The organism is Micromonospora sp. NPDC047467 (assembly GCF_040643095.1).
Classification (GTDB): domain Bacteria; phylum Actinomycetota; class Actinomycetes; order Mycobacteriales; family Micromonosporaceae; genus Micromonospora.
This window is the reverse complement of record NZ_JBEYTO010000005.1, coordinates 452,092-475,035: the sequence shown is the minus strand read 5'-3', so window position 1 is coordinate 475,035 and position 22,944 is coordinate 452,092. Positions and strand designations below refer to the sequence as shown.

Annotated in this window: 22 protein-coding genes and 2 tRNA genes; 7 read left to right on the top strand and 17 right to left on the bottom strand. The window is 71.3% G+C overall.

Annotation, left to right across the window (positions count from 1 at the left end; all coding sequences use genetic code 11):
- Positions 1–645 precede the first annotated feature (645 nt).
- Positions 646–870 (top strand): hypothetical protein, encoded by a 225-nt coding sequence (locus ABZ780_RS17675; protein WP_357008161.1) that lies wholly within the window; start codon positions 646–648, stop codon positions 868–870.
- A gap of 4 nt (positions 871–874) precedes the next feature.
- Here the strand turns inward: ABZ780_RS17675 and ABZ780_RS17670 are convergent, their stop codons facing one another.
- Together ABZ780_RS17670 and ABZ780_RS17665 are read right to left on the bottom strand one after the other, a co-directional pair.
- Positions 875–1,672, bottom strand: coding sequence for a carbon-nitrogen hydrolase family protein (locus tag ABZ780_RS17670; protein WP_357008159.1), 798 nt, complete (start codon positions 1,670–1,672; stop codon positions 875–877).
- 39 nt (positions 1,673–1,711) lie between these two features.
- Positions 1,712–2,536: a DMT family transporter gene (locus ABZ780_RS17665; protein WP_357486632.1), complete on the bottom strand. Its 825-nt coding sequence runs from the start codon at positions 2,534–2,536 to the stop codon at positions 1,712–1,714.
- Positions 2,537–2,577: 41 nt separating this feature from the next.
- On the opposite strand from ABZ780_RS17665, the gene ABZ780_RS17660 reads away from it, so the two are divergent.
- Positions 2,578–3,201 carry an XRE family transcriptional regulator gene (locus ABZ780_RS17660; protein ID WP_357008154.1) on the top strand — a complete coding sequence of 208 codons (624 nt, stop codon included), beginning with the start codon at positions 2,578–2,580 and terminating at the stop codon, positions 3,199–3,201.
- A gap of 26 nt (positions 3,202–3,227) precedes the next feature.
- On the opposite strand, the gene clpX is transcribed toward ABZ780_RS17660, so the two are convergent.
- From clpX to ABZ780_RS17635, 5 genes are all read right to left on the bottom strand, one after another.
- A complete protein-coding gene (gene clpX / locus ABZ780_RS17655; RefSeq protein ID WP_145779357.1) occupies positions 3,228–4,523 on the bottom strand; it encodes an ATP-dependent Clp protease ATP-binding subunit ClpX in 1,296 nt (431 codons plus the stop codon).
- A 209-nt stretch (positions 4,524–4,732) separates the two neighbouring features.
- On the bottom strand, positions 4,733–5,395 hold the full coding sequence (locus tag ABZ780_RS17650) for an ATP-dependent Clp protease proteolytic subunit (RefSeq protein ID WP_272613084.1): 663 nt from the start codon (positions 5,393–5,395) through the stop codon (positions 4,733–4,735).
- 10 nt (positions 5,396–5,405) lie between these two features.
- Positions 5,406–6,047 (bottom strand): ATP-dependent Clp protease proteolytic subunit, encoded by a 642-nt coding sequence (locus ABZ780_RS17645; RefSeq protein ID WP_053652979.1) that lies wholly within the window; start codon positions 6,045–6,047, stop codon positions 5,406–5,408.
- 194 nt (positions 6,048–6,241) lie between these two features.
- Entirely contained in the window at positions 6,242–7,588 is a 1,347-nt protein-coding gene (tig, locus tag ABZ780_RS17640; protein ID WP_357008152.1) for a trigger factor, read from the bottom strand.
- 137 nt (positions 7,589–7,725) lie between these two features.
- Positions 7,726–7,799 (bottom strand) — tRNA-Pro (locus ABZ780_RS17635).
- Positions 7,800–8,114: 315 nt separating this feature from the next.
- Here ABZ780_RS17635 and ABZ780_RS17630 point away from each other — a divergent pair.
- Positions 8,115–8,188, top strand: a tRNA-Gly gene (locus ABZ780_RS17630).
- A 70-nt stretch (positions 8,189–8,258) separates the two neighbouring features.
- Here the strand turns inward: ABZ780_RS17630 and ABZ780_RS17625 are convergent.
- Together ABZ780_RS17625 and ABZ780_RS17620 are read right to left on the bottom strand one after the other, a co-directional pair.
- Entirely contained in the window at positions 8,259–9,098 is an 840-nt protein-coding gene (locus tag ABZ780_RS17625) for a hypothetical protein (protein ID WP_357008149.1), read from the bottom strand.
- On the bottom strand, positions 9,095–9,604 hold the full coding sequence (locus ABZ780_RS17620) for a SigE family RNA polymerase sigma factor (protein ID WP_357008146.1): 510 nt from the start codon (positions 9,602–9,604) through the stop codon (positions 9,095–9,097). Before ABZ780_RS17620 ends, ABZ780_RS17625 begins: the two co-directional genes overlap by 4 nt.
- A gap of 219 nt (positions 9,605–9,823) precedes the next feature.
- On the opposite strand from ABZ780_RS17620, the gene ABZ780_RS17615 reads away from it, so the two are divergent.
- On the top strand, positions 9,824–10,426 hold the full coding sequence (locus ABZ780_RS17615; protein ID WP_357008144.1) for a hypothetical protein: 603 nt from the start codon (positions 9,824–9,826) through the stop codon (positions 10,424–10,426).
- Positions 10,427–10,532: 106 nt separating this feature from the next.
- Positions 10,533–12,680: a M14 family zinc carboxypeptidase gene (locus ABZ780_RS17610; protein ID WP_357008141.1), complete on the top strand. Its 2,148-nt coding sequence runs from the start codon at positions 10,533–10,535 to the stop codon at positions 12,678–12,680.
- Positions 12,681–12,837: 157 nt separating this feature from the next.
- On the opposite strand, the gene ABZ780_RS17605 is transcribed toward ABZ780_RS17610, so the two are convergent.
- Positions 12,838–13,383: a hypothetical protein gene (locus ABZ780_RS17605; RefSeq protein ID WP_357008139.1), complete on the bottom strand. Its 546-nt coding sequence runs from the start codon at positions 13,381–13,383 to the stop codon at positions 12,838–12,840.
- A 139-nt stretch (positions 13,384–13,522) separates the two neighbouring features.
- Between ABZ780_RS17605 and ABZ780_RS17600 the strand changes: the two genes are divergently transcribed.
- Positions 13,523–13,864: a hypothetical protein gene (locus ABZ780_RS17600; RefSeq protein ID WP_357008136.1), complete on the top strand. Its 342-nt coding sequence runs from the start codon at positions 13,523–13,525 to the stop codon at positions 13,862–13,864.
- 114 nt (positions 13,865–13,978) lie between these two features.
- Here the strand turns inward: ABZ780_RS17600 and ABZ780_RS17595 are convergent, their stop codons facing one another.
- The 4 genes from ABZ780_RS17595 to ABZ780_RS17580 form a co-directional block, all read right to left on the bottom strand.
- Positions 13,979–14,446: a ribose-5-phosphate isomerase gene (locus ABZ780_RS17595; RefSeq protein ID WP_357008135.1), complete on the bottom strand. Its 468-nt coding sequence runs from the start codon at positions 14,444–14,446 to the stop codon at positions 13,979–13,981.
- Positions 14,447–14,534: 88 nt separating this feature from the next.
- Complete coding sequence (locus tag ABZ780_RS17590; RefSeq protein ID WP_357008132.1) at positions 14,535–15,734, bottom strand: DUF1015 family protein; 1,200 nt, start codon at positions 15,732–15,734, stop codon at positions 14,535–14,537.
- Positions 15,735–15,824: 90 nt separating this feature from the next.
- Entirely contained in the window at positions 15,825–16,604 is a 780-nt protein-coding gene (locus ABZ780_RS17585) for a hypothetical protein (protein WP_357008130.1), read from the bottom strand.
- A gap of 177 nt (positions 16,605–16,781) precedes the next feature.
- Complete coding sequence (locus ABZ780_RS17580; protein ID WP_357008127.1) at positions 16,782–17,408, bottom strand: disulfide bond formation protein DsbA; 627 nt, start codon at positions 17,406–17,408, stop codon at positions 16,782–16,784.
- 220 nt (positions 17,409–17,628) lie between these two features.
- On the opposite strand from ABZ780_RS17580, the gene pepN reads away from it, so the two are divergent.
- Entirely contained in the window at positions 17,629–20,175 is a 2,547-nt protein-coding gene (gene pepN, locus ABZ780_RS17575; RefSeq protein ID WP_357486630.1) for an aminopeptidase N, read from the top strand.
- Between the two features lie 513 nt (positions 20,176–20,688).
- Here pepN and ABZ780_RS17570 read toward each other — a convergent pair.
- The 3 genes from ABZ780_RS17570 to ABZ780_RS17560 form a co-directional block, all read right to left on the bottom strand.
- Positions 20,689–21,096 carry a DUF5130 family protein gene (locus ABZ780_RS17570; RefSeq protein WP_357008124.1) on the bottom strand — a complete coding sequence of 136 codons (408 nt, stop codon included), beginning with the start codon at positions 21,094–21,096 and terminating at the stop codon, positions 20,689–20,691.
- Positions 21,083–21,379, bottom strand: a complete 297-nt coding sequence (locus ABZ780_RS17565) for a hypothetical protein (RefSeq protein WP_357486659.1) — start codon at positions 21,377–21,379, stop codon at positions 21,083–21,085. The genes ABZ780_RS17570 and ABZ780_RS17565 overlap by 14 nt, the downstream gene beginning before the upstream one ends.
- A gap of 72 nt (positions 21,380–21,451) precedes the next feature.
- Positions 21,452–22,918, bottom strand: coding sequence for an amidase (locus tag ABZ780_RS17560; RefSeq protein ID WP_357486629.1), 1,467 nt, complete (start codon positions 22,916–22,918; stop codon positions 21,452–21,454).
- Positions 22,919–22,944 lie beyond the last annotated feature (26 nt).

Genomic DNA, 22,944 nt, shown 5'->3' with positions numbered 1-22,944 from the left:
AACAAAAAATTAGTTGAACAGCATCCTGACAACAAACAAATGTTGCCAAAGGAATCCCAACCAGCCAAACCATAAAGGCCCGACCAGTCCGGGGTGTAAATCATAATTGGCACTGGCTTTACAAGCACCCTGTTGAGTTCTCAAAGAACAACCACACACCGATCAGAAAGCCCATTTCAATGGGCCCCGTTTCGGGGCAACCGCTAAAACCTACTTGGTCGAACTCGCATTGTCAAAAACCTCGTATCCGAGGCGATCAATGTAATTCGTCCGGACCCACGATGACGCACACCGTAGCCGGTGGTCGTTACTGTCGTGGGAAGCCGTAGACCGGCCGATCGCCGCTTCGCGGCTCTCCGCCCGGCTCCTGCCGGCTTCAAAACCTTACCCGGTCGGCTCCGCGTTCGCAACCCCGTATCCGGAGTGTTCCGCACCGCCCGATCCCAGCCTCGCTCGGCGTTGCCGCCCCGAGCCTGGTGCCCGCTCTCGGCCGGTTTGTCCGGCCTCCCCCGTGCAGAGAGAAAGTTACGCGGACGGCCCGGAGAAGGCAAATCAGGGTTCATCACTGGTTTGATCCGCCCCGGACGGCACGGCGTCCGGGGCGGCTCGCGACGCGGGGAGCAATGGCGTGCCAGAGTGTCAGGCATGGATGAGTCCGGGCTGGGTGCGACGGTGTACGCCGAGGAAGCACTGCTCGGCCTCCTCCTGCCGATCTGGCAGGTGGTGATCGGCGCGGTGGTGCTGGTCGTCCTGGTGCTCTCGGTGCGACGGCTGGCCCGGCGGGGCAGGTCCCGGATGACCACGGCCCTGCTGGTGACCGCCGGAGTCATAGTCGGGCTCGCGACCATCGGCGTCCTGTTGGAGGGCTGACGGCTCAGAGCCGGCGGTTGGCCAGGCTGGGCAGCTCGGCGCGGATCACGGCGAGCCGGTCGAGGTCCAAGTCGGCGACGGACACCCCGGGGCCGTCCGGCAGTTGGGTGAGGACCGTTCCCCAGGGGTCGATCACCATGCTCCGCCCGAAGCAGGTGCGACCGGGTTCGTGGTCGCCGGTCTGGCCGGCCGCCGCCACGAAGCACTGGTTCTCGATCGCCCGCGCCCGCAGCAGGACCTCCCAGTGGTCGCGGCCGGTGTGCAGCATGAACGCCGCCGGGACCACCAGCAGTTGGGCGCCACCCTCGCTGGCGAGCCGCCGGTACAGCTCAGGGAACCGAAGGTCGTAGCAGATCGACAGCCCGACCCGGAGCCCTTCGACGTCCACCACGACGGGTTGGTCGCCGGGCGCGACGCTCGCCGACTCCAGATAGGAGACTCGACCGGGGATCTCCACGTCGTACAGGTGGATCTTGCGGTAGCTCGCGGCCAGGCTGCCCGTCCGGTCGAAGACCAGCGAGGTGTTCCAGGTGTGCTCCCGGTCCGGCCCGGCCTCGTGGAACGAGCCGGCCACCAGCCAGATGCCGAGCCGCCGAGCGACGCCGGCGAAGAAGCTGCCCACCTCACCGTCGACCGGCTCCGGCTCGGGCATCCCGGCGGCGGGGCCGAGATAGTCGACGTACTCCGGAAGGATGGCGAGGTCCGCGCCGCCGGCGGCGGCGCGTTCCAGCAGGACCTCGGCGGCGGCCAGGTTGGCCTTGCGGTCGTCCCGGGCGTTCAGCTGGCAGACTGCGACGCGCATGAGCCCAGAGTACGGCCGGGACGGCCGGCACGGACAGCGTCAGATGCTGGCCAGCACCAGAGCTCCGGCGGCGAACCCGAGGCCGGCGACCTGGATCGGTCGCAGGCGCTCCCGGTCGACGGCGAGGGCGAGGAGCACCGTGCTGGCCGGGTAGAGCGCGGCGAGCGCCGCCACGATGCTGAGGTGACCACGGGCGGCGGCAGCCAGAAAGAGCGCGTTGGCGGCGCCGTCGAGCAGGCCGGCGACGGCCGCCCAGCCCAGCGCCGGTCGCCCGAGTCGCAGCCGCCGGCCCGTGCCGACGGCCAGCGCGAGGCCGAACGCGATCGAGCTGGCACGCACCGCCGCCACCGGCCACATGCCGGCGCTCTCGTCGGCCTGGCCCAGGAGGGTGAAGAAGACGCCGAACAGCGCCCCGGCGGCAAGGGCGAGCCCGACCAGCCGCGCCGGGACGGCGACCCGCCCTCCCCCATCACCCAGGCTGACCAGAGTGATCGCCAGGCCGGCGCCGGTGAGCGCCAGGGCACCCGGGAAGGACGCGGTGAAGAGGCCGGCGACGATCGGCACCACGGCGGCGGTGATCGCGGTGACCGGCGCCACGACGGCCATCATCCCGCCGGCGAGCGCCCGGTACAGCAGCATGACGCCGCCCGCGCCGGCCACCCCAGCGAGCAGCCCCCAGACGATGTCTCCGACGGTCGGCGTTCCGGGTACGACCAGCACCAGAACGACCAGCAGCGGGACGCTCAGCAGTTGGGAGACCACGGTCACCGTGATCGGGTCGGCACGGCGGGACGCCTTTCCGCCGGCAAAGTCGGCGGTGCCGAACGCGACGGCGGACACCGCTGCCAGGACAATGGGGAGCATGCGATAGTCGTACCATAATAGTGACCGTGGGGGGTAGTTTAATGACCGAGGCCGCAAGCCGGGTAGGCGCGGTGACCGCCGCGGTGGCCCGGCAGGTACGTGAGCTACGCGCCACCCGGGGCTGGTCCTTCGAGGAGCTGGCCGGCCGCTCCGGGGTGAGCAAGGCGATGCTCGTGCAGATCGAGAGCGCCCGCACCAACCCCAGCGTCGGCACGCTGTGCCGGGTCGCGGACGCGTTCGGTGTCAACATCGCGCGGCTGCTGGAGCCCGACGAGGAGCGGACCGTGAAGATCAGCTCCGCCGCCGAGGCACCCGTGCTCTGGCAGGGCGAGCACGGCGGCACCGGCCACCTGCTGAGCGGGTTGGGCGAACCGGACCTGGTCGAGCTCTGGGACTGGCGGCTGGCGCCCGGAGAGGGGCACCGCTCCGCCGACCACCCACGCGGCACCCGGGAGGTGCTGCACGTGCTGGCCGGGGCGGTGATCGTCCAGGTGGACGGGCAGGACCACCCCGTCCGGACGGGCGAGACGATCGAGTTCCACGCCGACCGGGAGCACGGCTATCGCAACGACACCGAGGACCCGGCTCGACTGATGATGGTGGTGGTCACGCCGTCGGGCGAATGGGACCGCCGAACGCGATCACGCCGGCCGCGTCAGGACTGAACGCGACCGGCGTGACGCGGGGAGGATCAGGCCGACTTCTCCTCGCGGTCCCGCCGGGCACGACGCCCGGTGAACTCGCGCGGAACGATCGTCGGGTTGACGTTCTCCAGGACGACCTCGCGGGTGATCAGCACCCGGGCGGCGTCGGGGTTGCTCGGCACCTCGTACATCGCGGAGAGCAGAACCTCCTCGATGATGGCCCGCAGGCCACGGGCGCCCGTGCCGCGCAGCATCGCCTGGTCGGCGATCGCCTCCAGGGCCGGCTCGTCGAACTCCAGCTCGACGCCGTCCAGCTCGAAGAGGCGCTGGTATTGCCGGACCAGGGCGTTGCGCGGCTCGGTGAGGATCCGCACGAGGGCGCTGCGGTCCAGACTGCGGACGTTGGTGATCACCGGCAGCCGGCCGACGAACTCGGGGATCAGCCCGAACTTGAGCATGTCTTCCGGCATGACCTGGCTGAAGATGTCATCGGTCGACCGCTCGGACACCGACCGGAGCCGGGCACCGAAGCCGGTGCCGCCCTGCCCGGTGCGGGACTCGATGATCTGGTCGAGGCCGGCGAACGCGCCACCGCAGATGAACAGCACGTTTGTGGTGTCGATCTGGATGAACTCCTGGTGCGGGTGCTTACGACCGCCCTGCGGCGGCACGTTGGCCACCGTGCCTTCCAGCATCTTGAGCAGCGCCTGCTGCACGCCCTCGCCCGAGACGTCCCGCGTGATCGACGGGTTCTCCGACTTACGGGCGATCTTGTCGACCTCGTCGATGTAGATGATGCCGGTCTCGGCGCGCTTGATGTCGTAGTCGGCGGCCTGGATCAGCTTGAGGAGGATGTTCTCCACGTCCTCGCCGACGTAGCCCGCCTCGGTCAGCGCGGTGGCGTCGGCGATGGCGAACGGCACGTTCAACATCCGCGCGAGGGTCTGCGCGAGGTGGGTCTTGCCGCACCCCGTCGGGCCGAGCAGCAGGATGTTGGACTTGGCCAGCTCGACGGCGTCACTGCCGGAGCCCGGCGCGTTGGCCGCCTCTGCCTGGATCCGCTTGTAGTGGTTGTAGACCGCGACGGCGAGCGCCTTCTTGGCCTGATCCTGCCCGACGACGTAGTTGTCGAGGAACTGGCAGATCTCCATCGGCTTGGGAAGCTCTTCCCACTTCACCTCGCCGGACTCGGCCAGCTCCTCTTCGATGATCTCGTTACAGAGATCGATGCACTCGTCGCAGATGTAGACCCCAGGGCCCGCGATGAGTTTCTTGACCTGCTTCTGCGACTTGCCGCAGAAGGAGCATTTCAGTAGGTCGCCGCCGTCACCGATCCGTGCCACCTACGTTCTCCCTGCACTCATCGGCCGGAGACCCGGCCCTGACCTGCGGACGCTGCGCGCCGCCCGGCTTGGTTCACCCCGCCGGCCGAACCGGCGAAGCGGTACGGACCCGACGTTACCCGCTGGCGGAGCATTCTCCGACCCCCAAAACGGGTGTGTCAGAGGTCGGCCGGGAACGGAGCCCCGGCCAACCTCTGACCCGGTACAGCTCAGCTGGCGGCGTGGGTCGCCAGCAGGCCCTTCTTGCGGCTGGTCAGGATCGTGTCGACCAGCCCGTACTCCTTGGACTCCTCGGCCGTCATGATCTTGTCACGGTCGATGTCCTTGCGAACCTGCTCGATCGGCCGGTTGCAGTGGCGGGACAGCATGTCCTCCAGCTGCGTCCGCATCCGCAGGATCTCCCGAGCCTGGATCTCGATGTCCGAGCCCTGCCCGTAGCCGCCCTCGGTGGCCGGCTGGTGGATGATGATCCGCGAGTTCGGCAGCGCCATCCGCTTACCCGCGGTGCCCGCCGACAGCAGCACCGCCGCCGCGCTGGCGGCCTGCCCGAGGCAGACCGTCTGGATGTCTGGACGGACGTACTGCATGGTGTCGTAGATCGCCGTCATCGCGGTGAACGAGCCACCCGGCGAGTTGATGTACATGATGATGTCGCGGTCCGGGTCGGTGCCCTCCAGCGTCAGCAGCTGGGCCATCACGTCGTTGGCCGACGCGTCGTCCACCTGGACACCGAGGAAGATGATCCGGTCCTCGAAGAGCTTGTTGTACGGGTTCGACTCCTTGACCCCGTACGACGTGCGCTCGACGAACGACGGCAGCACGTAGCGGTTGTGCACGGCCGCGAACTGGGGCGGCAAGCTCAGATCGGTCATCGTCAGCTCCTCAGCTCAGGGTCCCGGCGCCATCCGGAACCTGTGCGGCCCCGATGATCACCTTGTCGATGAAGCCGTAGTCCATGGCCTCCTGGGCGGTGAACCAACGGTCCCGGTCCGAGTCCGCCTCGATCTGCGACTGGCTCTGGCCGGTGTGGTGCGCGACGCGCTCCTGGAACATCCGCTTCGTGTAGAGCATCTGCTCCGCCTGGATGGCGATGTCCGACGCCGTGCCGCCCAGCCCGCCGGACGGCTGGTGCATCATGATCCGGGCGTGCGGCAGCGCGTACCGCTTGCCCTTGGTGCCCGCGCAGAGCAGCAGCTGACCCATCGAGGCCGCCATGCCCATCGCCACGGTCGACACGTCGTTGTCGATGAACTGCATGGTGTCGTAGATCGCCATGCCGGAGTAGACCGAGCCACCCGGCGAGTTGATCCACAGGTTGATGTCGCGGTCCGGGTCCTCCGCGGCGAGCAGCAGCAGCTGCGCGCAGATGCGGTTGGCGACCTGGTCGGTCACCTCACTGCCCAGGAAGATGATGCGTTCCTTGAGCAACCGGTTGTAGACCGAGTCGTCGAGGTTGCCAATTGAGTCGCCACCGCGGGCATCGATCGCCCTGCGCGACGTCGTTGGGATGTGCATGTCGGTCATGGCAGCCCTTCGCTCTCCGTACCGTCTTTCCCGACACTAACCGCTGTGCGGGGCGGCAGAGTCCCGGTCGGGGCACTGTTCGCTCTCAGCGCAGTTGCGTCGGGCGCACCCGCGGCGCGGGCGTCCGGGCGTACCCGGGAATGGATGTGGCCGCCGTCCACCGCACAGCGGCGGACGGCGGCCGCATCCGACGATCAGTGCTCGTGGTTGTGCTCCGCCTCGTTGGCGGCGCGCAGCGCGTCCAGGGTGACCTCGTTGCCGGCCGAGTCCTTGATCGTGATCCGCTCCATCACGGCCGCGAGCGCCTTGCCCCGCCGCACGTCACCGAAGACCGCGGCGGCGGCGCCGGAGCGCACCAGCTGGTCGTAGTACTGCTGCGGAGCCATTCCGGCGCGCTGCGCCCGGTGCACGATCTCGTGACCGAACTCGTCGTCGGAGACCTGCACGTCCTCGGCGTCGGCCAGCGTGTCCAGCAGGAGCTGCACCTTGACGCCCTCGGTCGCCGCCTCGGTCAGCTCGGCGTCGATCTGCTCCTCGGTCTTCTCCTCGGCGGCGAGGTATTCCTCCAGGGAGGCGCCGATCCGCTCGAGCTGGTCGACCATGGCCTGCTTGCGGCTCTCGACCTCTTCGCGAACGACGCCCTCCGGCGCCGGCACATCGGCGGCCTCGACCAGCTGCGCCAGCGCCTTGTCCCGGGCGGCGTAGATCTGCTCGACCTGCTTGCCCTGGGTGACCCGCGCCCGCAGGTCGCCGCGCAGCTCCTCGATCGTGTCGAACTCGCTCGCCATCTGGGCGAACTCGTCGTTCAGCTCGGGCAGCTCCTTCTCCTTGACCGTGCGTACGGTCACCGCCACGTCGGCGTCCCGACCGGCGAAGTCGCCGCCGACCAGCTGGGTGCTGAAGGTGGTGTCCTCGCCGGCGGCGAGGCCGACCACGGCCTCGTCCAGGCCCGGCAGGAGCTGCTTGCTGCCCACCTCGTGGGAGATGTTGCTCGCCTGGCCGCCCGGCACGTCCTCGCCGTCGACCGTCGCGTTCAGGTCGATCTGCACGTAGTCGCCCTCGGCGGCGGCCCGCTCGACCGTCTTGAGGGTCGCGAACCGCTCCCGCAGGTTCTTCACCTGCTCGTCGATCTCGCTCTCGTCGATCTGCAGCTCGTCGACGGTCACCTCGATGGTGCTCGCGTCGGGCAGGGTGATCTCCGGGCGAACGTCGACCTCGGCGGTGAAGTTCAGCGAGTCACCGTCGTTGAACTCGGTGATCTCGACCTCCGGACGACCCAGCGTCTTCAGGTCGTGCTCACGCACCGCGGCGAGGATGTTCTCCGGGATGGCATCCTGGACCGCCTCGTTGAGGACGGTGCCCCGGCCCACCCGCTGGTCGATCACCGCGGTCGGCACCTTGCCCCGGCGGAAACCGGGGACCTGGACCTGCGAACCGATCTCCCGGTACGCCTTCTTGAGGCTCGGCTCGAGCTCGACGAACGGCACCTCGATGGCGAGCCGCACGCGCGTCGGGCTCAGAGTCTCGACGGTGCTCTTCACAGGCGTACTCCTTGACGGATCTCAGTTGAGTCTGGGCGTGATTCAGCCCATCGAGTGTAGGTGAGCCGGCCTGACGCTCCGGCAGCGCCCGGGGACCGCATGAACGGCACCCGGGGCGGCCCGGCCGCGGACGACAGTCGGGGTGGCGGGATTTGAACCCACGGCCCCTCGCTCCCAAAGCGAGTGCGCTACCAAGCTGCGCCACACCCCGTGGCGACGTGCAGTCTATGCCGTCGCCGCGCCGCAAGCGGTGCCGGGGCATCCCCACCCGGACAAGTCCCCCGAAAGCCACCAGTCAGCCCACCTTCCCGCAGGCCTCGGGTCATCACGTCGCCAAGATCAACACCGTGTCGGCGATGTGGTGGCTTCACGGCGTCGGGACACCACTACATCGCCGACCTTGTGTGGATCTCGGAGCGTTGCCGCGCCGCGCCGGGACGACACGGCGCCGCAGGGCGGTGGCGCGGCTGCGCGCCGGACACAACCATTGGGTACGCTGTCGACGCATCCGCTGCGGCGGGTGCACGCGGGCGTAGCTCAATGGTAGAGCTTCAGTCTTCCAAACTGACGGTGCGGGTTCGATTCCCGTCGCCCGCTCCACACACACGAAGGCCCAGGTAGACCGCATGATCGCGGCACCTGGGCCACCCGGCGAGGCCGAGTCACCGCGTCACTTCAGGTGGAACCGTTCGTCGACCGCGAGGGCCGCCAACTGCGGCACGGAGAACGGCAGCATGTTCAACCCCGACCGGCTCTCGTCGAGCTTCGCGCCCTGCGCCACGAAGACCACCACGCCATCCGGGTGCCGGTAGGCCGACCACTGGTCGAGCCGATCGTCGCCGGCCGCTCGGACCACCACGCCCACCTGCGCCGCTCCGACGGTTTCGACCTCGCACTCGCCCTGCATCCCCCAGAATCCTCGGGCCAGCGCGCACGGCTCGGTCGGCAACTGGTTTCCGGCATCGTGCACCTCGACGATCACTCGCCCGGCACCCTTCCCCTGGGCCACGGCGACCGAGGCCATGTAGCTCCACAGTTCGACGCCGTTCACCCGGTCCTCGAACTGCGCCTGGTGGGTCCGCAGCGTCCGCTCATCGGCGGGCTGGCTCGCCGGATCCTCCGGCGCGGTGTAGCCGGCGGGCACGACGGAGACGACCTGGCTGAGCAGGTGGACACCCTGGTCGTGCTTGGAACCGGCCCGCGCGGTCCGGTCCTCCTGCGGGAGACCGTCCGGCCCGGTCGGCCACGCCTCCTTGGTGTCCGACGCATTCGGGGCGACCGGTGGCCCGTGGCCCGCCGGTTGGTAGACGCGGCCACCCGGGGTGCCGACGGCCACGAAGCCGGCAACCGCCAGCACGGCGGCAGCCGACCCGAGGGACGCCCACAGCCCGCGGCGGCGGAGTTGCGCACGCCGCGCGGCGTCGAGCGTGGCTCCCGTACTCAATGGTGGTGGCGGGGTGGTGCTCGCCATCTCGCTGCGCAGCGCCTCGCGCAACTCTTCTCCGTTCATCGCTCCCCCATCTCGATCCCGCTGTACGTGGGTGCCAGGAGGCCGCGCAACGTGTCGAGCCCGCGTGCCGCCTGGCTCTTCACCGTCCCTGGAGAGCACTCCAGCAGCGCCGCGACGTCCTCGACCGACAGGTCCTCCCAGTAGCGGAGCACCAGGACGGCCCGCTGGCGCGGTGCCACGGAGGCCAGTGCCTGGAGCAGCACCAGTCGACTCTCCGGAGAGTCGGGCGGGGCCGCCTGGTCGGCGTTCTCGCCCCCGACCCGCTCGCGCCGCCACCAGCCGCGCCGTCGTTCGTCGAGGAAGGTCCGGATCAGGATCTGGCGTACGTAGCTGTCGAGCACCTCGTGCCGCAAGATCCGGTTCCAGACCCGGTAGAGCTTGACGAACGTGGTCTGGACCAGGTCTTCGGCCCGGTGCCAGTCGCCGCACAGCAGGTACGCGGTGCTGCGCATGGCGCCGGACCTTGCCGCGAAGTACTCGGCGAACGCCGCGTCGCGATCGCTCATTCAGGCCTCCGATCCCCGTTTCGAGATAGTCACGCGGGGTCCGGCTTGCGGGGTTGCATCTGAACTCGCGCTTTTGTCACGGAATCAACGACCAGCGGCCGCGTTCAGCGACGTACGGGCCGCCGCACCCTGCGGTAGAAGCCCGGGCTGGGAGCGGGCCTTCACCGCACGCCGCCGTTGATACTGGCGCTGCGCCCGCCCACCGCCCATGATCTCGCCATGACTCTCGCTCCGGTCATCAGTCCGGTAGAACTGCGGCCCCGCCGCATCTGGTTCTTCATCGCGGCACTGATTCCCGTTGGTGGCGCGCTGGCCGCCGTCGGGGTGTTGCTGTTCGTCCTCCGTTCCGAAGGTGATCTGGGACAGCCCCTCCCGTTGGGCCAGCCGGTCACGGTGCAGCTCTCGGACGAGAAGATGGTGTGGTTCAGGACGACCGATGGGGGCCCTCCTGACGTCAAGTGCGCGGCGTCCCCAAAGGACGGCGCGGAAATGGTCGAATTCGGGCAAGCCAACGTGCTCGTCGCGGGTGCCAAGGTCGACAACGAACAGTGGCGCGGCCTGCTCACGCTGCACGCCAAGCCAGCCGGCAGGTACGAGGTGACCTGCACGGCGGCCGGGGCCGGCCCGCAGCCGGCCCTCTCGATCGGTGATCCGCCACGCTTCTACGGTCCCCAGGACACCGCTATGGGCAGCCTGGCGGCATTAGGTGTGACCAGCACCGGTGTGGTCACTGGCCTGGTGCTGGCGGTGATCGTGGCAGTCCGACGCGGCATGCACCGAACCCGCCTCCGCCAGCAGCCCATCGACGCACGTCGCGGTTGACCCTCCGCGGTTCCGCGGACGGCGCTCATTGACCAGATCCCTTGACGTATGTCGATCTGTGCACTGGTGTAAGGAGCAGTGACATCGACGTCCGTCAGGAGGGCACATGAACGTCCGACGACGGTGGACAGCTGCCGCCAGCACAGCGATCCTGATCAGCGCGGCACTGTCCCACCCCGGTCCGGCCACCGCGGCACCCACCACCGCGCCCGCACCGATCACCCTGACCGCCACCGAGACCGCCCTCGTGCGGGTGCAGCTCCGCGACCAGGCTCAGCTCGACCGGCTGGTCGCCAGCGGCGCAGACCTGGCCAACCGGCCCCGAGCCCGGGACGGGCGGATCCTCGCCGACCTGGTGCTCAGCGGCGCGCAGCTCGCCGAGCTGACCGCACAGGGCGCCACGGCCGTGCAGATCGTGCAGCGCGCCGGGGACGGCACCCGGCACTTCGCCGAGAGCGTCCGCGCGGCTCAGGCCCGTACCGCCGCCGGGCTGCGCGCACCGGCGACGAGTCAGCGGACCACCGCCGCCGCGGCCGTGGACACCCTCCAGGTGCAGCAGGCGTACTGGTGGACCACGGGTGGGCAGACCTTCCTACAGGCCCAGGTGGCCACGACCGCCACCGACGACCCGGACGTGGAGATCACCGTCAGCTGGCGGACGGCCGACGGCGCCACCGGCACCTTCCCGCTGTACCGGTTCGAGGACTCCGGCGAGTACCAGTACCACTACAACCTTCCCCAGCCGATGCCGAGCCGGCCGGTCCAGTTGACCGCCACCTCCAGCCTCGGCGGGGTCAGCCGGGTGGTCACCCCGACACTCTGGCCGAATGCCGCCCCGCCGCCCGTGCCCGCCGGTTACCAGAAGGACTTCATCGACGCGTACCTGACGCCGGTCGACATCCAGGCGCGGATCAAGCGGCTGGCCCGCCAGTACCGGGACCTGGTGGACGTGATCGACCTGCCGAACAAGACCCAGGGATACCGGCGCACCGCCGCCGCGTACCTCGGTGACCCGGCGGTCGCCGCCGTGGTCGTGGAGTCGGTCCGCTTCGGCGACCAGAGCATGAACGGTGTGCAGGTGCGGACGGTCGACCCGGGCCGGCGGAACCGCCCGCTGACCGTCGGCTACCGCGACCGTGTTCTCACCGTCTCGCTCGCCACCGACACCGCCGGCAAGACCGTGAGCACCACCGACGAGGTCGCGGCGGCGATCAACGCCCGCCAGGCGAACCGGTTCCGGGCCACCGTCGAGGACGGCTCGGCCGGGCTGCCCATGCCGGTCGCCGGCCCCGCCCGCCTGGACGACGGCCTCCAGGGCACCGAGGTGCCGGCGAAGCCGTGGACGGTGCAGGCGCTGCGCCTCGGCGTACACCGGGACGGCTCCCGGGTCGGCGTCCTCGCGTACTCCCAGGAACACGCCCGGGAGTGGGCCACGCCGCTGGTGACGCTGGAGTTCGCCGAGCGGATGCTGGCCAACGCCCGTACCGACGCGGCCACCCGTGAGCTGCTGGAACAGGTCGACATCTTCGTCATACCGACGGTCAACCCGGACGGCGCGAACTACTCGTTCAACGACTTCAACTTCCAGCGCAAGAACCTGGTCAACCACTGCGCCGGGTCGGCCCGCGACCCGAAGAACCGCAACTCGTGGGGCGTCGACCTCAACCGCAACTACACCGTCGGGTCGTACTTCGACGGGTACGTGGGCGCCAGCGCCAACTGCCTGTCCGGCAACTACGCCGGCACGGCGGAGCTGTCCGAGGCCGAGAGTGGGAACGTCATCGCGCTGGCCCAGGCCCACCCGAACATCAAGTTCGCGATGAACGTGCACTCCTACGGCGGGTACTTCATGTGGCCGCCGGGGGCGTACCGCGCCGACGGCCGGATCACCCTGCCCCGGCCTTCGATCGACGAGTCGACGCTGTTCCTCAACAGCGCCCGGCGGATCGTCGGCGCCATCGCTCAGGAGCGCGGCACCGTCACCTGGCCGTCCCAGACCGGCCCGGTCGCCGACGTGCTGTACTCCGCAGCCGGAAACTCCGCCGACCAGCTCTACTACGAGCTGGGCATCTTCGCGTGGGACTTCGAGGTCGGCAACGACCGGTGGAACCCGACCACCGGCCAGTGGGAGGGCGTCGGCTTCCAGCCGCCGTTCGACGAGGCGCACGGCGAATCCCAGGAGTACGCGGGCGGGCTCGTCGAGATGGTCCGGGTGGCCCGTGACTACGCCGCCGCCCAGGCACCCGCGGGCTGATCGTCGGAGCAGTGCCGACCGGCCACGGATGAATCGTGGCCGGCCGGGTAAGCAGCGGCCTTACCTGGTGGGGGCACGGCCGGTGTCGCGGTGTGCCGCGACCGGACGCGCGGGCGGGCGGGCGGCGAGGGCCTGCCCGCCCGGGCGTACGCCGGGGTCAGTTCGTGGAGATCCAGTTCCAGGCCGAGACGACCCACTCGGTCTGCTGGAGCCAGGCCACCCCGAGACCGACGAGAAAGACCGCGGTCGCCAGGTGGGCACCCCGAGCGGTACGCCGCACCCGTCCGAACTGCCGCTCCAGCACCAGCCGGCCGATCATCCGGGACAGCGCGAACAGACCGACCGCCACCAGCAGGCTCAGCACCAGCACCAGCAGCGGGCCGGACAGGTCACCCTGACCGGAGAGCGCCCAGATCCCCCAGCAGACGAACGCGAAGAGACCCCCGGCCGCACTCCACTCGCCGCCGCGGCGCAACTGCGCCAACCGCCAGCTCAACGGCCGGCGTGGCGCCGGCTCACCCGGCCAGCCCGTCCCGGTCGGCTCCTGCTCGACCACCGGGAACGGCACGGTCCGCGGGTTACGCGGCTGGCCCACCGGCGCCACACCACGGCGGAACCCGTCCCGCTGTGGCGGCACACCGACGCCGGCCTGCGGTGGCACCTCCACGGTTCGCTCCGCCCACGGCTGCGTCTGGTCTGCCATCTCGTCCTCCCCCTGACCGGCGGCACCACCACCGCCTGAACCCGAGGGTAGCCAGCCGGCAAATCGGTCGCCGAGCCCCGTAGGGCGCGGACCGGCACCATGGTGTCGGATCCCACCCCGGGCGGGGTACGGTCGGCTGATGGGTGACCCGGACCGACGCCGACGACGGCTGCGCCACCACGCGGACCCCGACCCGGCCGGTCGAGGCCCCGACGGCTCGACGGTCAGCACGGCCGGGGTGCACGACGGGGTGGATCCGCCGCCCCGACGCCGCAACGGGGGCGGCGACGAACGCGACGGCGAGCGAGGCCTGCGCGGGCTGGTCGGCTCCGGCTCGTCCCAGGTGGGGCTGAGCGCCGCACTGCGCGCCCGGGACGCGGCCCGGCCCACCGAGGACGACCTCGCCGAGGCGGAGGCCCGGGTGGTCGTCGTCCGGCGCAACTGGGTGCCCCGCGAGGACCTCCCCCGCTCGCCGCGCTGACCGCCACGAGCGCGGTCAGCCTCGGGCCGCGCCCACCTCGGCGAGCGCGGTCAGGGGCGAGCGCGGTCAGGGGCGAGCGCGGTCAGGGGCGAGCGCGGTCAGGGGCGAGCGCGGTCAGGGCAGGTCGGGCAGCTGCCGGGTCCGCTCGTACTCGGCGACCTGGTCGATCCGGCGGGCGTGCCGCTCGTTGCCGGAGAACGGCGTGTTCAGGAACGCCTCGACGATGCCGGTGGCCTCGTCCAGGGTGTGCTGACGGGCACCGACCGCGACCACGTTCGCGTCATTGTGCTGGCGGGCCAACTGAGCGGTCTCGACGCTCCAGGCCAGCGCGGCGCGTACCCCAGCGATCTTGTTAGCGGCGATCTGCTCACCGTTGCCGGAACCGCCGATGACCACTCCGAGGGCGGTCTCGTCGGCCACCACCCGGTCGCCGGTGTGCAGGCAGAACGCCGGGTAGTCGTCGTCGGGGTCGTAGCTGTGCGGACCGACGTCGACCACGTCGTACCCCTGCTTGGCCAAGTGATTGGCCAGGTGCACCTTCAACTCGAAACCGGCGTGATCGGATCCCAGGTAGACGCGCATACCGGGCAGTCTGTCAGGCCGCCGTCTCCGACGCCGCAGGGGCGGCGTCGGAGAGCCGGGTTCGTCACACGGGCGGGCGGTTGACCGCTCAGTACGGCAGCTCGGCGACCACCAGGCCGCCGCGTGCCTTCGGGGTGAACCAGGTGCTCTTGCGGGGCATCTTCTCCCGGGCCAGGTTCACCGCGACGAAGTCCGACACGGTCACCGGCGCGATCAGAATGGCCAGCTCGGCCCGCCCGGCGTCGACCTCCCCGGTCAGCCAGCTGGCCGGGTAGTCACCGCCCACGTACGTGATCCGCTTGTCGCCCGGCTCCAGCCCCAGCGCGTCGCGCAGCAGCAGTCGCTCGACCTGGGCGTGGTCCAGGTTCTCCAGCCGGTCGGCGGCGGTGGCGGGCAGTCGCACCGCGTACCCCTGGCCGGCAAGCCAGAGGTGGACGGTGCCGCCGGCCGCCGGGACCTCGACCGGGCCGTCGATCGGCTCCACCTGCGCGCCGGCCGCGCGCAGCCGGTCGAGCAGCTCGCCGGGCGTGGTGGTCAGCTCGCTGACCAGCCGGTTGTAGGGCTGAATGGCCACCGACGCCGGGGTGGTCACCACGGCCAGGAAGCGCGGCATCGCCCCGGTCTGGGCGGCCAGGCTGCGGTGGTTGCCGTCGGCGACGACCAGCTCGCCGCCACCGGCGAGGGCGGTCAGCGCGTCCTGCTCCGGCCCGGGGCCGAGCAGCCAGATGGCGTGGGTGCGCCCCGCCTGGTCAGTGTCCGTCGCGGCGGGCACGCCGGCCGCGTCGGTCGCCGCCGCGAGCGCGGCGTGCAGCTCGTCGCCGGTGCCGGTCTGCAGCAGGAGTACGGGTGAGAGCAGGTGGCCGAGCGCCTCGGCCAACGCGACCCGCTCACGCACCTTGGCGATGAAGACGTCCTCGTTGCGGATGACCAGGCCCGGCTCGTCGGCCCGCGTGGAGATCTGGTCGGTGTCCACCATCGCGAACAGCCCGTACGCGGCGGCCTCGCCCGGGGCGCTGATCCGGTAGAGCACCACCACCTGATCGGCGGGGGTGTAGCTGCCGTCGTCCTTGGCCTCGGTGAGGCGGGCCACCGCGTCCGGCAGCGCGTCGAGGAAGGACTTCCCCAGGCTCTCCGGTGCCCGGTGCGGCATTTCGATGCCGAGGGCACTGTGCGGATTCGCCTCGATGATCGAGGTGATCTCCGCGTCGTCAGCGAACTCGTCATAGTTCTGCGCGCCGGTGCCGCCGGTGGTGATCCAGGCCCGGGCGATCGGATGTACGACCGTCATGCCCACTGACGCTACCGGCGGCGGCGGCCCTGCCGACGGGGACCCGCGCGGCGTCCACCAGATGAAAGTGCCGGGGCCGGGGGCCGATAGTCAGCCGGCGCGTCCGGAGGTGCCGTTGTGGCGACGGTGCCGGCCGGCGACGGCCGGCCCGCCGTTGCCCCGCCGGCCGTTCCCGATGGGCCCGCTGGTCGCGCTGCGGCGGGGCGTCGCGGGCGGTCCCGGCACCGGGCGCGGCTCGGGCGGCGGCCCCGGAACCGGCCGTGGGTTCAACGGCGGCGTCGGTACGGGACGCGGGTTGGCGGGCGCCGGCGGGGGCGGGGCCGGCTCGGCCGGCGCGGCTGCCACGACGGGCTCGCCGCCATCCGGCGTCGAGCCGTCAGCCGGCATCGACCCGTCAGCCGGCGCCCTGGCGGGCGCGACCATGGCTGGGGTGAGCTCGGCCGGCACCGCCGGACGCTCGGCCGGCACGGGGTCGGCCGCCGACGTCAGCGGCCCGACCGGCGCGGTGCCGACCAGCGGCGTGAGCGCGGGTCTGGCCGGCACGGCCGACCCGGCCCCGGCCGGCGGCGTGGGCGCGGCCCCATCCGGCCCGACCGACGCGGTGCCGGCCAGGGGCGTGAGCGCGGGTCTGGCCGGCACGGCCGACCCGGTGCCGGCCGGCGGCGTGGGCGGTGTCAGGCGGGAGGTGACCGGCACCCGGGCCACGCCGACCACGATGGGTGGCGCGAGCAGGTCCACGAGGTGGGCGGGAAGGTCGGGGCGGACCGTCGGCCAGCGGGAGTCGTCGACCGACCAGTACGCCGCACCGGGAGTCTCGATCACCCCCTGCCGGGTCAACTGATCGTCACCGGACGCACGGTGCTTCGCCATCGGGATTGCCTCCACGAGCTGCGGGCGGCCCTGCGGGTCGCTGCGGCGGACACCGAGGGAAACGACGCCGCCCGCCCACCGGTGACGCCGTGACCGCGAGGCGTACCCGCCGCCCGACGCCGACACGCCCCCGCCCGGGCATCCGAGGGGTGTCCGGCCGGGGGCGTGGGTCGTGGATCAGTCGAAGACCGGGCCCTGCTCGCGGGTGCGCTTGAGCTCGTAGAAGCCGGGGGTGCCGGCGACCAGCAGCACGCCGTCCCAGAGCCGACCGGCTGCCTCGCCCTTCGGGGCCGGCGTGATCACCGGGCCGAAGAACGCGACCGGAGTGCCGTCCGGGCCGGGCGCGTGGATGACCGGGGTGCCCACGTCCTGGCCGACCGGGCGCATGCCGGCCTCGTGGCTGGCCCGCAGCGCCTCGTCGTAGTCGGTGCTGTCGGCCGCCGCGGCCAGCGCCGGGTCCAGGCCGGCGTCGGTCAGCGCGGCGACGTACAGCGCCTGGCCTCGCTCCTCCTTGCCGAGGTGGATCCGGGTGCCGAACGCGGTGTAGAGCGGGCGCAGGGCATCGGTGCCGTACCGCTGCTCGGCGGCGATGCAGATCCGCACCGGGCCCCAGGCGGTCTTCAGGAACTCCTTGTACCCCTCGGGCAGCTCGTCGCGGCCCTCGTTGAGCACGGCCAGGCTCATCACGTGGAAACGGATGTCCACATCACGGACCTGCTCGACCTCCAGCAGCCAGCGGGACGTGATCCACGCCCACGGGCAGGCCGGGTCGAACCACATGTCGGCAGTGACACGATCGGTCACGGTGAGGTCCCTTCATTGCAGTGGCGCCAGGTGTGCGGCGCGCACCCCCGATCCTCACCCCACGGCCCGTCGGCCGGCACCCGAATGAGAGCGTGACCTCGGCCACCGCGGGCTGTCCGTACGTGGAAGACTCGGGTCCGGGCCAACGCCACGAGCGGTCGGCAGACGGGCGCCGCCGGGCGTACGGCGAGATGTGGGATGGAGACAAACAGTGCCGGGAGTGCGCAACCTGACGCAGGTCGAGGCGACCGAGCGGGCCCGCCTGCTCGACGTGACCGGGTACGACATCAGTCTGGACCTGTCAACCGCCGTGCTGGCGGCCGACGGTCGCACGTTCCGGTCGACGACCGAGGTCCGGTTCGGCTGCACCGAGCCGGGCGCGAGCACGTTCATCGAGGTGGCCGCCGAGTCGGTGCGGTCCGCGACGCTGAACGGCGCTCCGGTCGACCTGTCCGACTGGTCGGCCGAGAAGGGTCTGATCCTGTCCGGCCTGGGCAGCGAGAACGTCCTGGTGGTCGACGCGGACTTCGCCTACTCCAACAGCGGCCAGGGCCTGCACCGCACGGTCGACCCCGTGGACGGCGAGACGTACCTCTACAGCCAGTTCGAGACGGCCGACGCGCAGAAGGTGTTCGCCTGCTTCGACCAGCCCGACCTGAAGAGCGTCTACACCTGGCACGCCACCGTGCCGGCGCACTGGCGCGCGGTCTCCAACATGCCCGTGCAGCGCGAGGAGCCGGCGGGTGAGGGGCTCAAGACGCTGCACTTCGCCGAGTCGCCCCGGATGAGCACCTACATCACGGCGATGTGCGCCGGGCCGTACCACGAGGTGCGCGACACCCACGACGGCATCGACCTGGGGGTGTTCTGCCGGGCGTCGATGTCGCAGTACCTGGACTCCGACGACCTGTTCCTGATCACCAAGCAGGGCTTCGACTTCTTCCACGAGAAGTTCGGCGTGCGCTACCCGCTGCCGAAGTACGACCAGCTCTGGGTGCCCGACTTCAACGCCGGCGCGATGGAGAACTTCGGCTGCGTCACGCACGCCGAGTCGCACTACATCTTCCGCTCGCAGGTCACCGACTTCGAGTACGAGCAGCGGGCCAACACGATCCTGCACGAGATGGCCCACATGTGGTTCGGTGACCTGGTCACCATGCGCTGGTGGAACGACCTGTGGCTCAACGAGTCGTTCGCCGAGTGGGCCAGCCACTGGTGCAACACCAACGCCACCCGGTTCACCGAGGCGTGGACGACGTTCCTGTCCATCCGGAAGAACTGGGGCTACCGGCAGGACCAGCTCTCCTCCACCCACCCGGTCTACACCGAGATGCCGGACATGGAGGCCGTCGAGGTCAACTTCGACGGCATCACGTACGCCAAGGGCGCGAGCGTTCTCAAGCAGCTCGTCGCGTACGTCGGTGAGGAGCCGTTCGTGGCCGGCCTGCGGGCGTACTTCGGCAAGCACGCCTGGGGCAACGCCACCTTCGACGACCTGCTCACCGAGCTGGAGGCGGCCTCCGGGCGGGAGCTGCGCAAGTTCGCCGCGCAGTGGCTGGAGACCGCGCAGGTCAACACGCTGCGGCCGGAGGTGACGATCGGCGCGGACGGCACGTACGAGCACGTGGTGGTGCGGCAGGAGGCGCCAGCGGCGTACCCGACGCTGCGCACGCACCGCATCGGCGTGGGCCTGTACGACCTGACCGACGGGCGGCTGGTCCGCCGTGAGCGGTACGAGGTGGACGTGACCGGCGAACGGACCGACCTCGCCGAGCTGCGTGGCGTCCGGGCCGCCGACGTGCTGCTGCTCAACGACGACGACCTGAGCTACACCAAGCTGCGCCTCGACGACCGCTCGATGGCGACAGTGGTGCAGCACATCGGCGGCTTCGAGTCGTCGCTGGCCCGCGCGCTGTGCTGGACCGCCGCGTGGGACATGACCCGTGACGCCGAGCTGGCGACCCGCGACTACGTGGCGCTGGTGCTGGCCGGGCTGCCCGCCGAGACCGACATCAACCTGGTCACCGCCACCCTGCGCCAGGCCACCACCTCCCTCACCCTCTACGCCGACCCGGCCTGGGCGCCGACCGGCTGGGCAGGGCTGGCGCGTGCGGCGAAGGACGCGCTCGCCGCGGCCGAGCCGGGCAGCGGCTTCCAGCTGGCCTGGGCTCGGGCGTACACCTCGGCGGCCCGGTCCGACGAGGACCTGGCCACGCTGCGCGGCTGGCTGGACGGCTCCGGCGCGCCGGCCGGCCTGACCGTGGACACCGAGCTGCGCTGGACGGTGCTCGGCGCGCTGGTCGCCAACGGCGCGGCCAGCCCGGCCGAGGTCGAGGCGGAGCTGGCCAGCGACCGCACGGCCAGCGGCGAGCGGGAGGCCGCCTACGCGCACGCGCTGGTGCCGACCGCGGCGAACAAGGCTGCCGTCTGGGAGCTGCTGACCGGCCCGGAGTCGCTGCCGAACTGGCGGCACCGGGCGCTGTTGCAGGGCTTCGCCCACCCGGCGCAGGTGGAGCTGGTCGCCCCGTACCGGGAGCGGTACTTCGCGGTGGTCGGCCAGGTGTGGGCCACCCGGGACAGCGAGCCGGCGCAGGAGTTCGCGCAGCTGGCGTACCCGACCTACCTGGTCGACGACGACACGGTGGCGGCCACCGACGCGTGGCTGGCCGAGGACGGGCACCCCGCTCCGCTGCGCCGGCTGGTCGCCGAGGGCCGCGACGGTGTGGTGCGGGCGCTCAAGGCCCGCGCGAAGGACGCCCAGGCCTGACCTGCTGCTACCGGCCGGGGTCGGCGTGGGTATGAGCCCGCGCCGGCCCCGGACCGGCGTAAGCCCGCGTCGGCGTCGATGTCCGCCCGCGTCAGCCCCAGCGGCGGCGTCGGCCGGTTGATCGACTCCAGATCGCCGATGTGGGGGTGTCCCGTGTCGCGGACACCCCCACATCGGCGATGTGGTGTGGATCTTCGCCCGGTGCACTGCTCACGGTGCATGCTCAGCCGCGTTCACCAAGCCACGAGACGCACGAGACGGGAGATCACACCCGAACATGGAAGTAGGGGCCTCCCGCGCAGGCGAGACCCCTACTTCCATGTTCGAGCGCGATCTTGCGCGGCGCGGGCCGGGTGCGCGGCGTGGGCTAGGCGCGTGGCGTGGGCTAGGCGCGCCGCGTGGCCGGCCGCGACATGGGCCGGGCAGCAGCCGCGGCGTCAGCAGGGCCTCGGCATAGGCCGCGGCATGGGCCGGGCCTCGGCGTGAGCCGGGCGAGTCCTCGTGGCGGGTGGGTCAGCCCTTGCCGGCGTGGCTGGCCAGCTGGTCTAGGCCGTTGATGATGCCGCCGGCCAGGTCGCCGCCGCTGAAGGCGCCGACCATGGAGAGCGCGGCCAGCTTGGCGTACGTGTCGGGGATGCGCTTGCGGGCGTGCCGCCCGGTGACGATCTCCAACTGGCGCTGGTTGGGTGACACCGCGATCAGCACCGACCGGTCGGGGTCGGCGAGCTGACGGTGCAGCCGCTGGGCGTGCTCGCGGATCGGCTCGTCGAGGCCGCCGACGAAGATCGAGAAGACCAGGCCGGTGCCCTGGTCGGCCAGGCGCAGGGCCTCGTCGATGCGCAGCAGCTGGCGGGTCGAGAACGGCCCGTCCAGCACCTCGGGCGGGTTCGCCGTCTCGGTCTGCTTCTCACCAACGGTCACTTGCGCCTCCGGTTCCACCGGCCGGCGCCTGGACGCTGGCCTGCTCAAGCTTGTGGCTGGTCAGGGCGGGTGCCTGAGCGCCCGCCGTCAGCGCGGCGCCGGCCGAGTCGGCCAGCTGCCCCGGGCGGCCCAGGAACCAGACCGGAGTGAAGTCGAAGGGCCGGCCCGGCCGGTAGCGCTTGGCGCCACCACCGCCGCCGGTGCCACCACCACGGCTTCCGGCGTACGCCAGACCGGTGATCACCAACACCGCGACCACCGGGATGCCGACGAAGACCAGCAACGTCTCGGTAACAGACAATCCCAACGCCCCCAGGCGGAAGAAGGACCTCGAACAACCGGGTCGGATGGACGATCACGATGGCGACCGACCGATTCCGTCGCCATTCACGTTAGCGGAGTCGACCGCCCGCCAGATTGCGGGGTGGTGATCCCACCAGTCACTGGCGTGCTCCAGTTGCGCAGCTGTCGCGATGAGACGCGCATCGTCGCCGTACCGGCCGGTGAGCAGCACCCCGACGGGCAGCCCGTCGGTGGCCGTCGTGCCGACCGGCAGGGACACCGAGGGGTCGCCGGTGACGTTGAAAATGGCGCAGTAGGGCGAGAATCGGCGTTGCCGATCGAAGTCGGCCGCCGGGTCACCGTCGGCCGTGAACCAGCCAACGGGCGCCTGCGGGGCGGCGAGGGTGGGGCAGAGCAGCAGGTCGCAGCCAGCGGTGCGACGGGCGCCGAGACGGACCTGCGCCTGCAACTCGCCGAGGGTGACGGCGAGCTCGCCGGCGGAGATCTCGGCGCCTCGTGCCCGCAGCAGCCGGGTCAGTGGCAGCAGCTCCGCCTCGCGTTGCGGGTGCACCGGGGAGAGCGCCAGGACGTACCAGATGGTCTCGAACAGCGGCCACGCCTCGGGCCCGAGCGGCGGTGGCACCTCGACCACCTCGTGGCCGGCGGCGGTGAGCAGCGCGGCGGCCCGGTCGACGGCGGCCACGCAGTCGGGGTGCACCGGCTCGTCGGCGAGCATCGGCGTGGTGAACCGGCCGATCCGCAGCCGGCCGGGCTCGGCCCGGCGGGCGGCGGCCAGGTATCCCCCGGGCGGGGCGGGCGGCGGCAGGTAGGGCTCGCCGGGCACCGGCACGGCCATCACGTCGAGCAGCGCGGCGACGTCGGTGACGGTCCGTCCGAGCGGCCCGCTGGTGGGCAGGCCGAACGCGCCGGAGCCGAGCGGTCCGCCGGACACCACACCGCGACTGGGCTTGTAGCCGACCAGGCCGCAGAGCGACGCCGGGATGCGCAGCGAACCGCCGCCGTCCGAGCCCTGGGCGACCGGGACCAGCCCGGCCGCCACCGCCGCCGCCGCGCCGCCACTGGATCCACCGGCGGTGTACGCGAGCTGCCACGGATTGCGTGCCGGCGGCGCGACGCGGCCCTCGGAGTAGAGCGAGCAGCCCAGCTCCGAGGTGGTCGTCTTGCCGAGGCTGACCAGGCCGGCGGCCTTGATGAACCGGACCACGTCGGCGTCGACGGGCGGGACGAAGTCGGCGAACGCCGCCGAGCCGAAGGTGGTGCGGACCCCGGCGGTGAGGGTGAGGTCCTTGATCGCGGTGGGTACGCCGTGCAGCGGGCCTCGCCCCTGCACGGGCGCGGCGTCGGCGGCGCGGGCGGCCTCCCGGGCCAACTCCGGGGTGACCGTGACGAACGCGCCCACGGTGTCGCCGATGGCCGCTACCCGGCGCAGGTAGTGCTCGACCAACTCGACGCTGGACAGCTCACCGCCGGCGATGGCGGTGGCCTGCTCCAACGCGGTCAAGTCGTGTGGCTCGGCCATCCCGTCATCCTGCCGCCCGTCAGCCC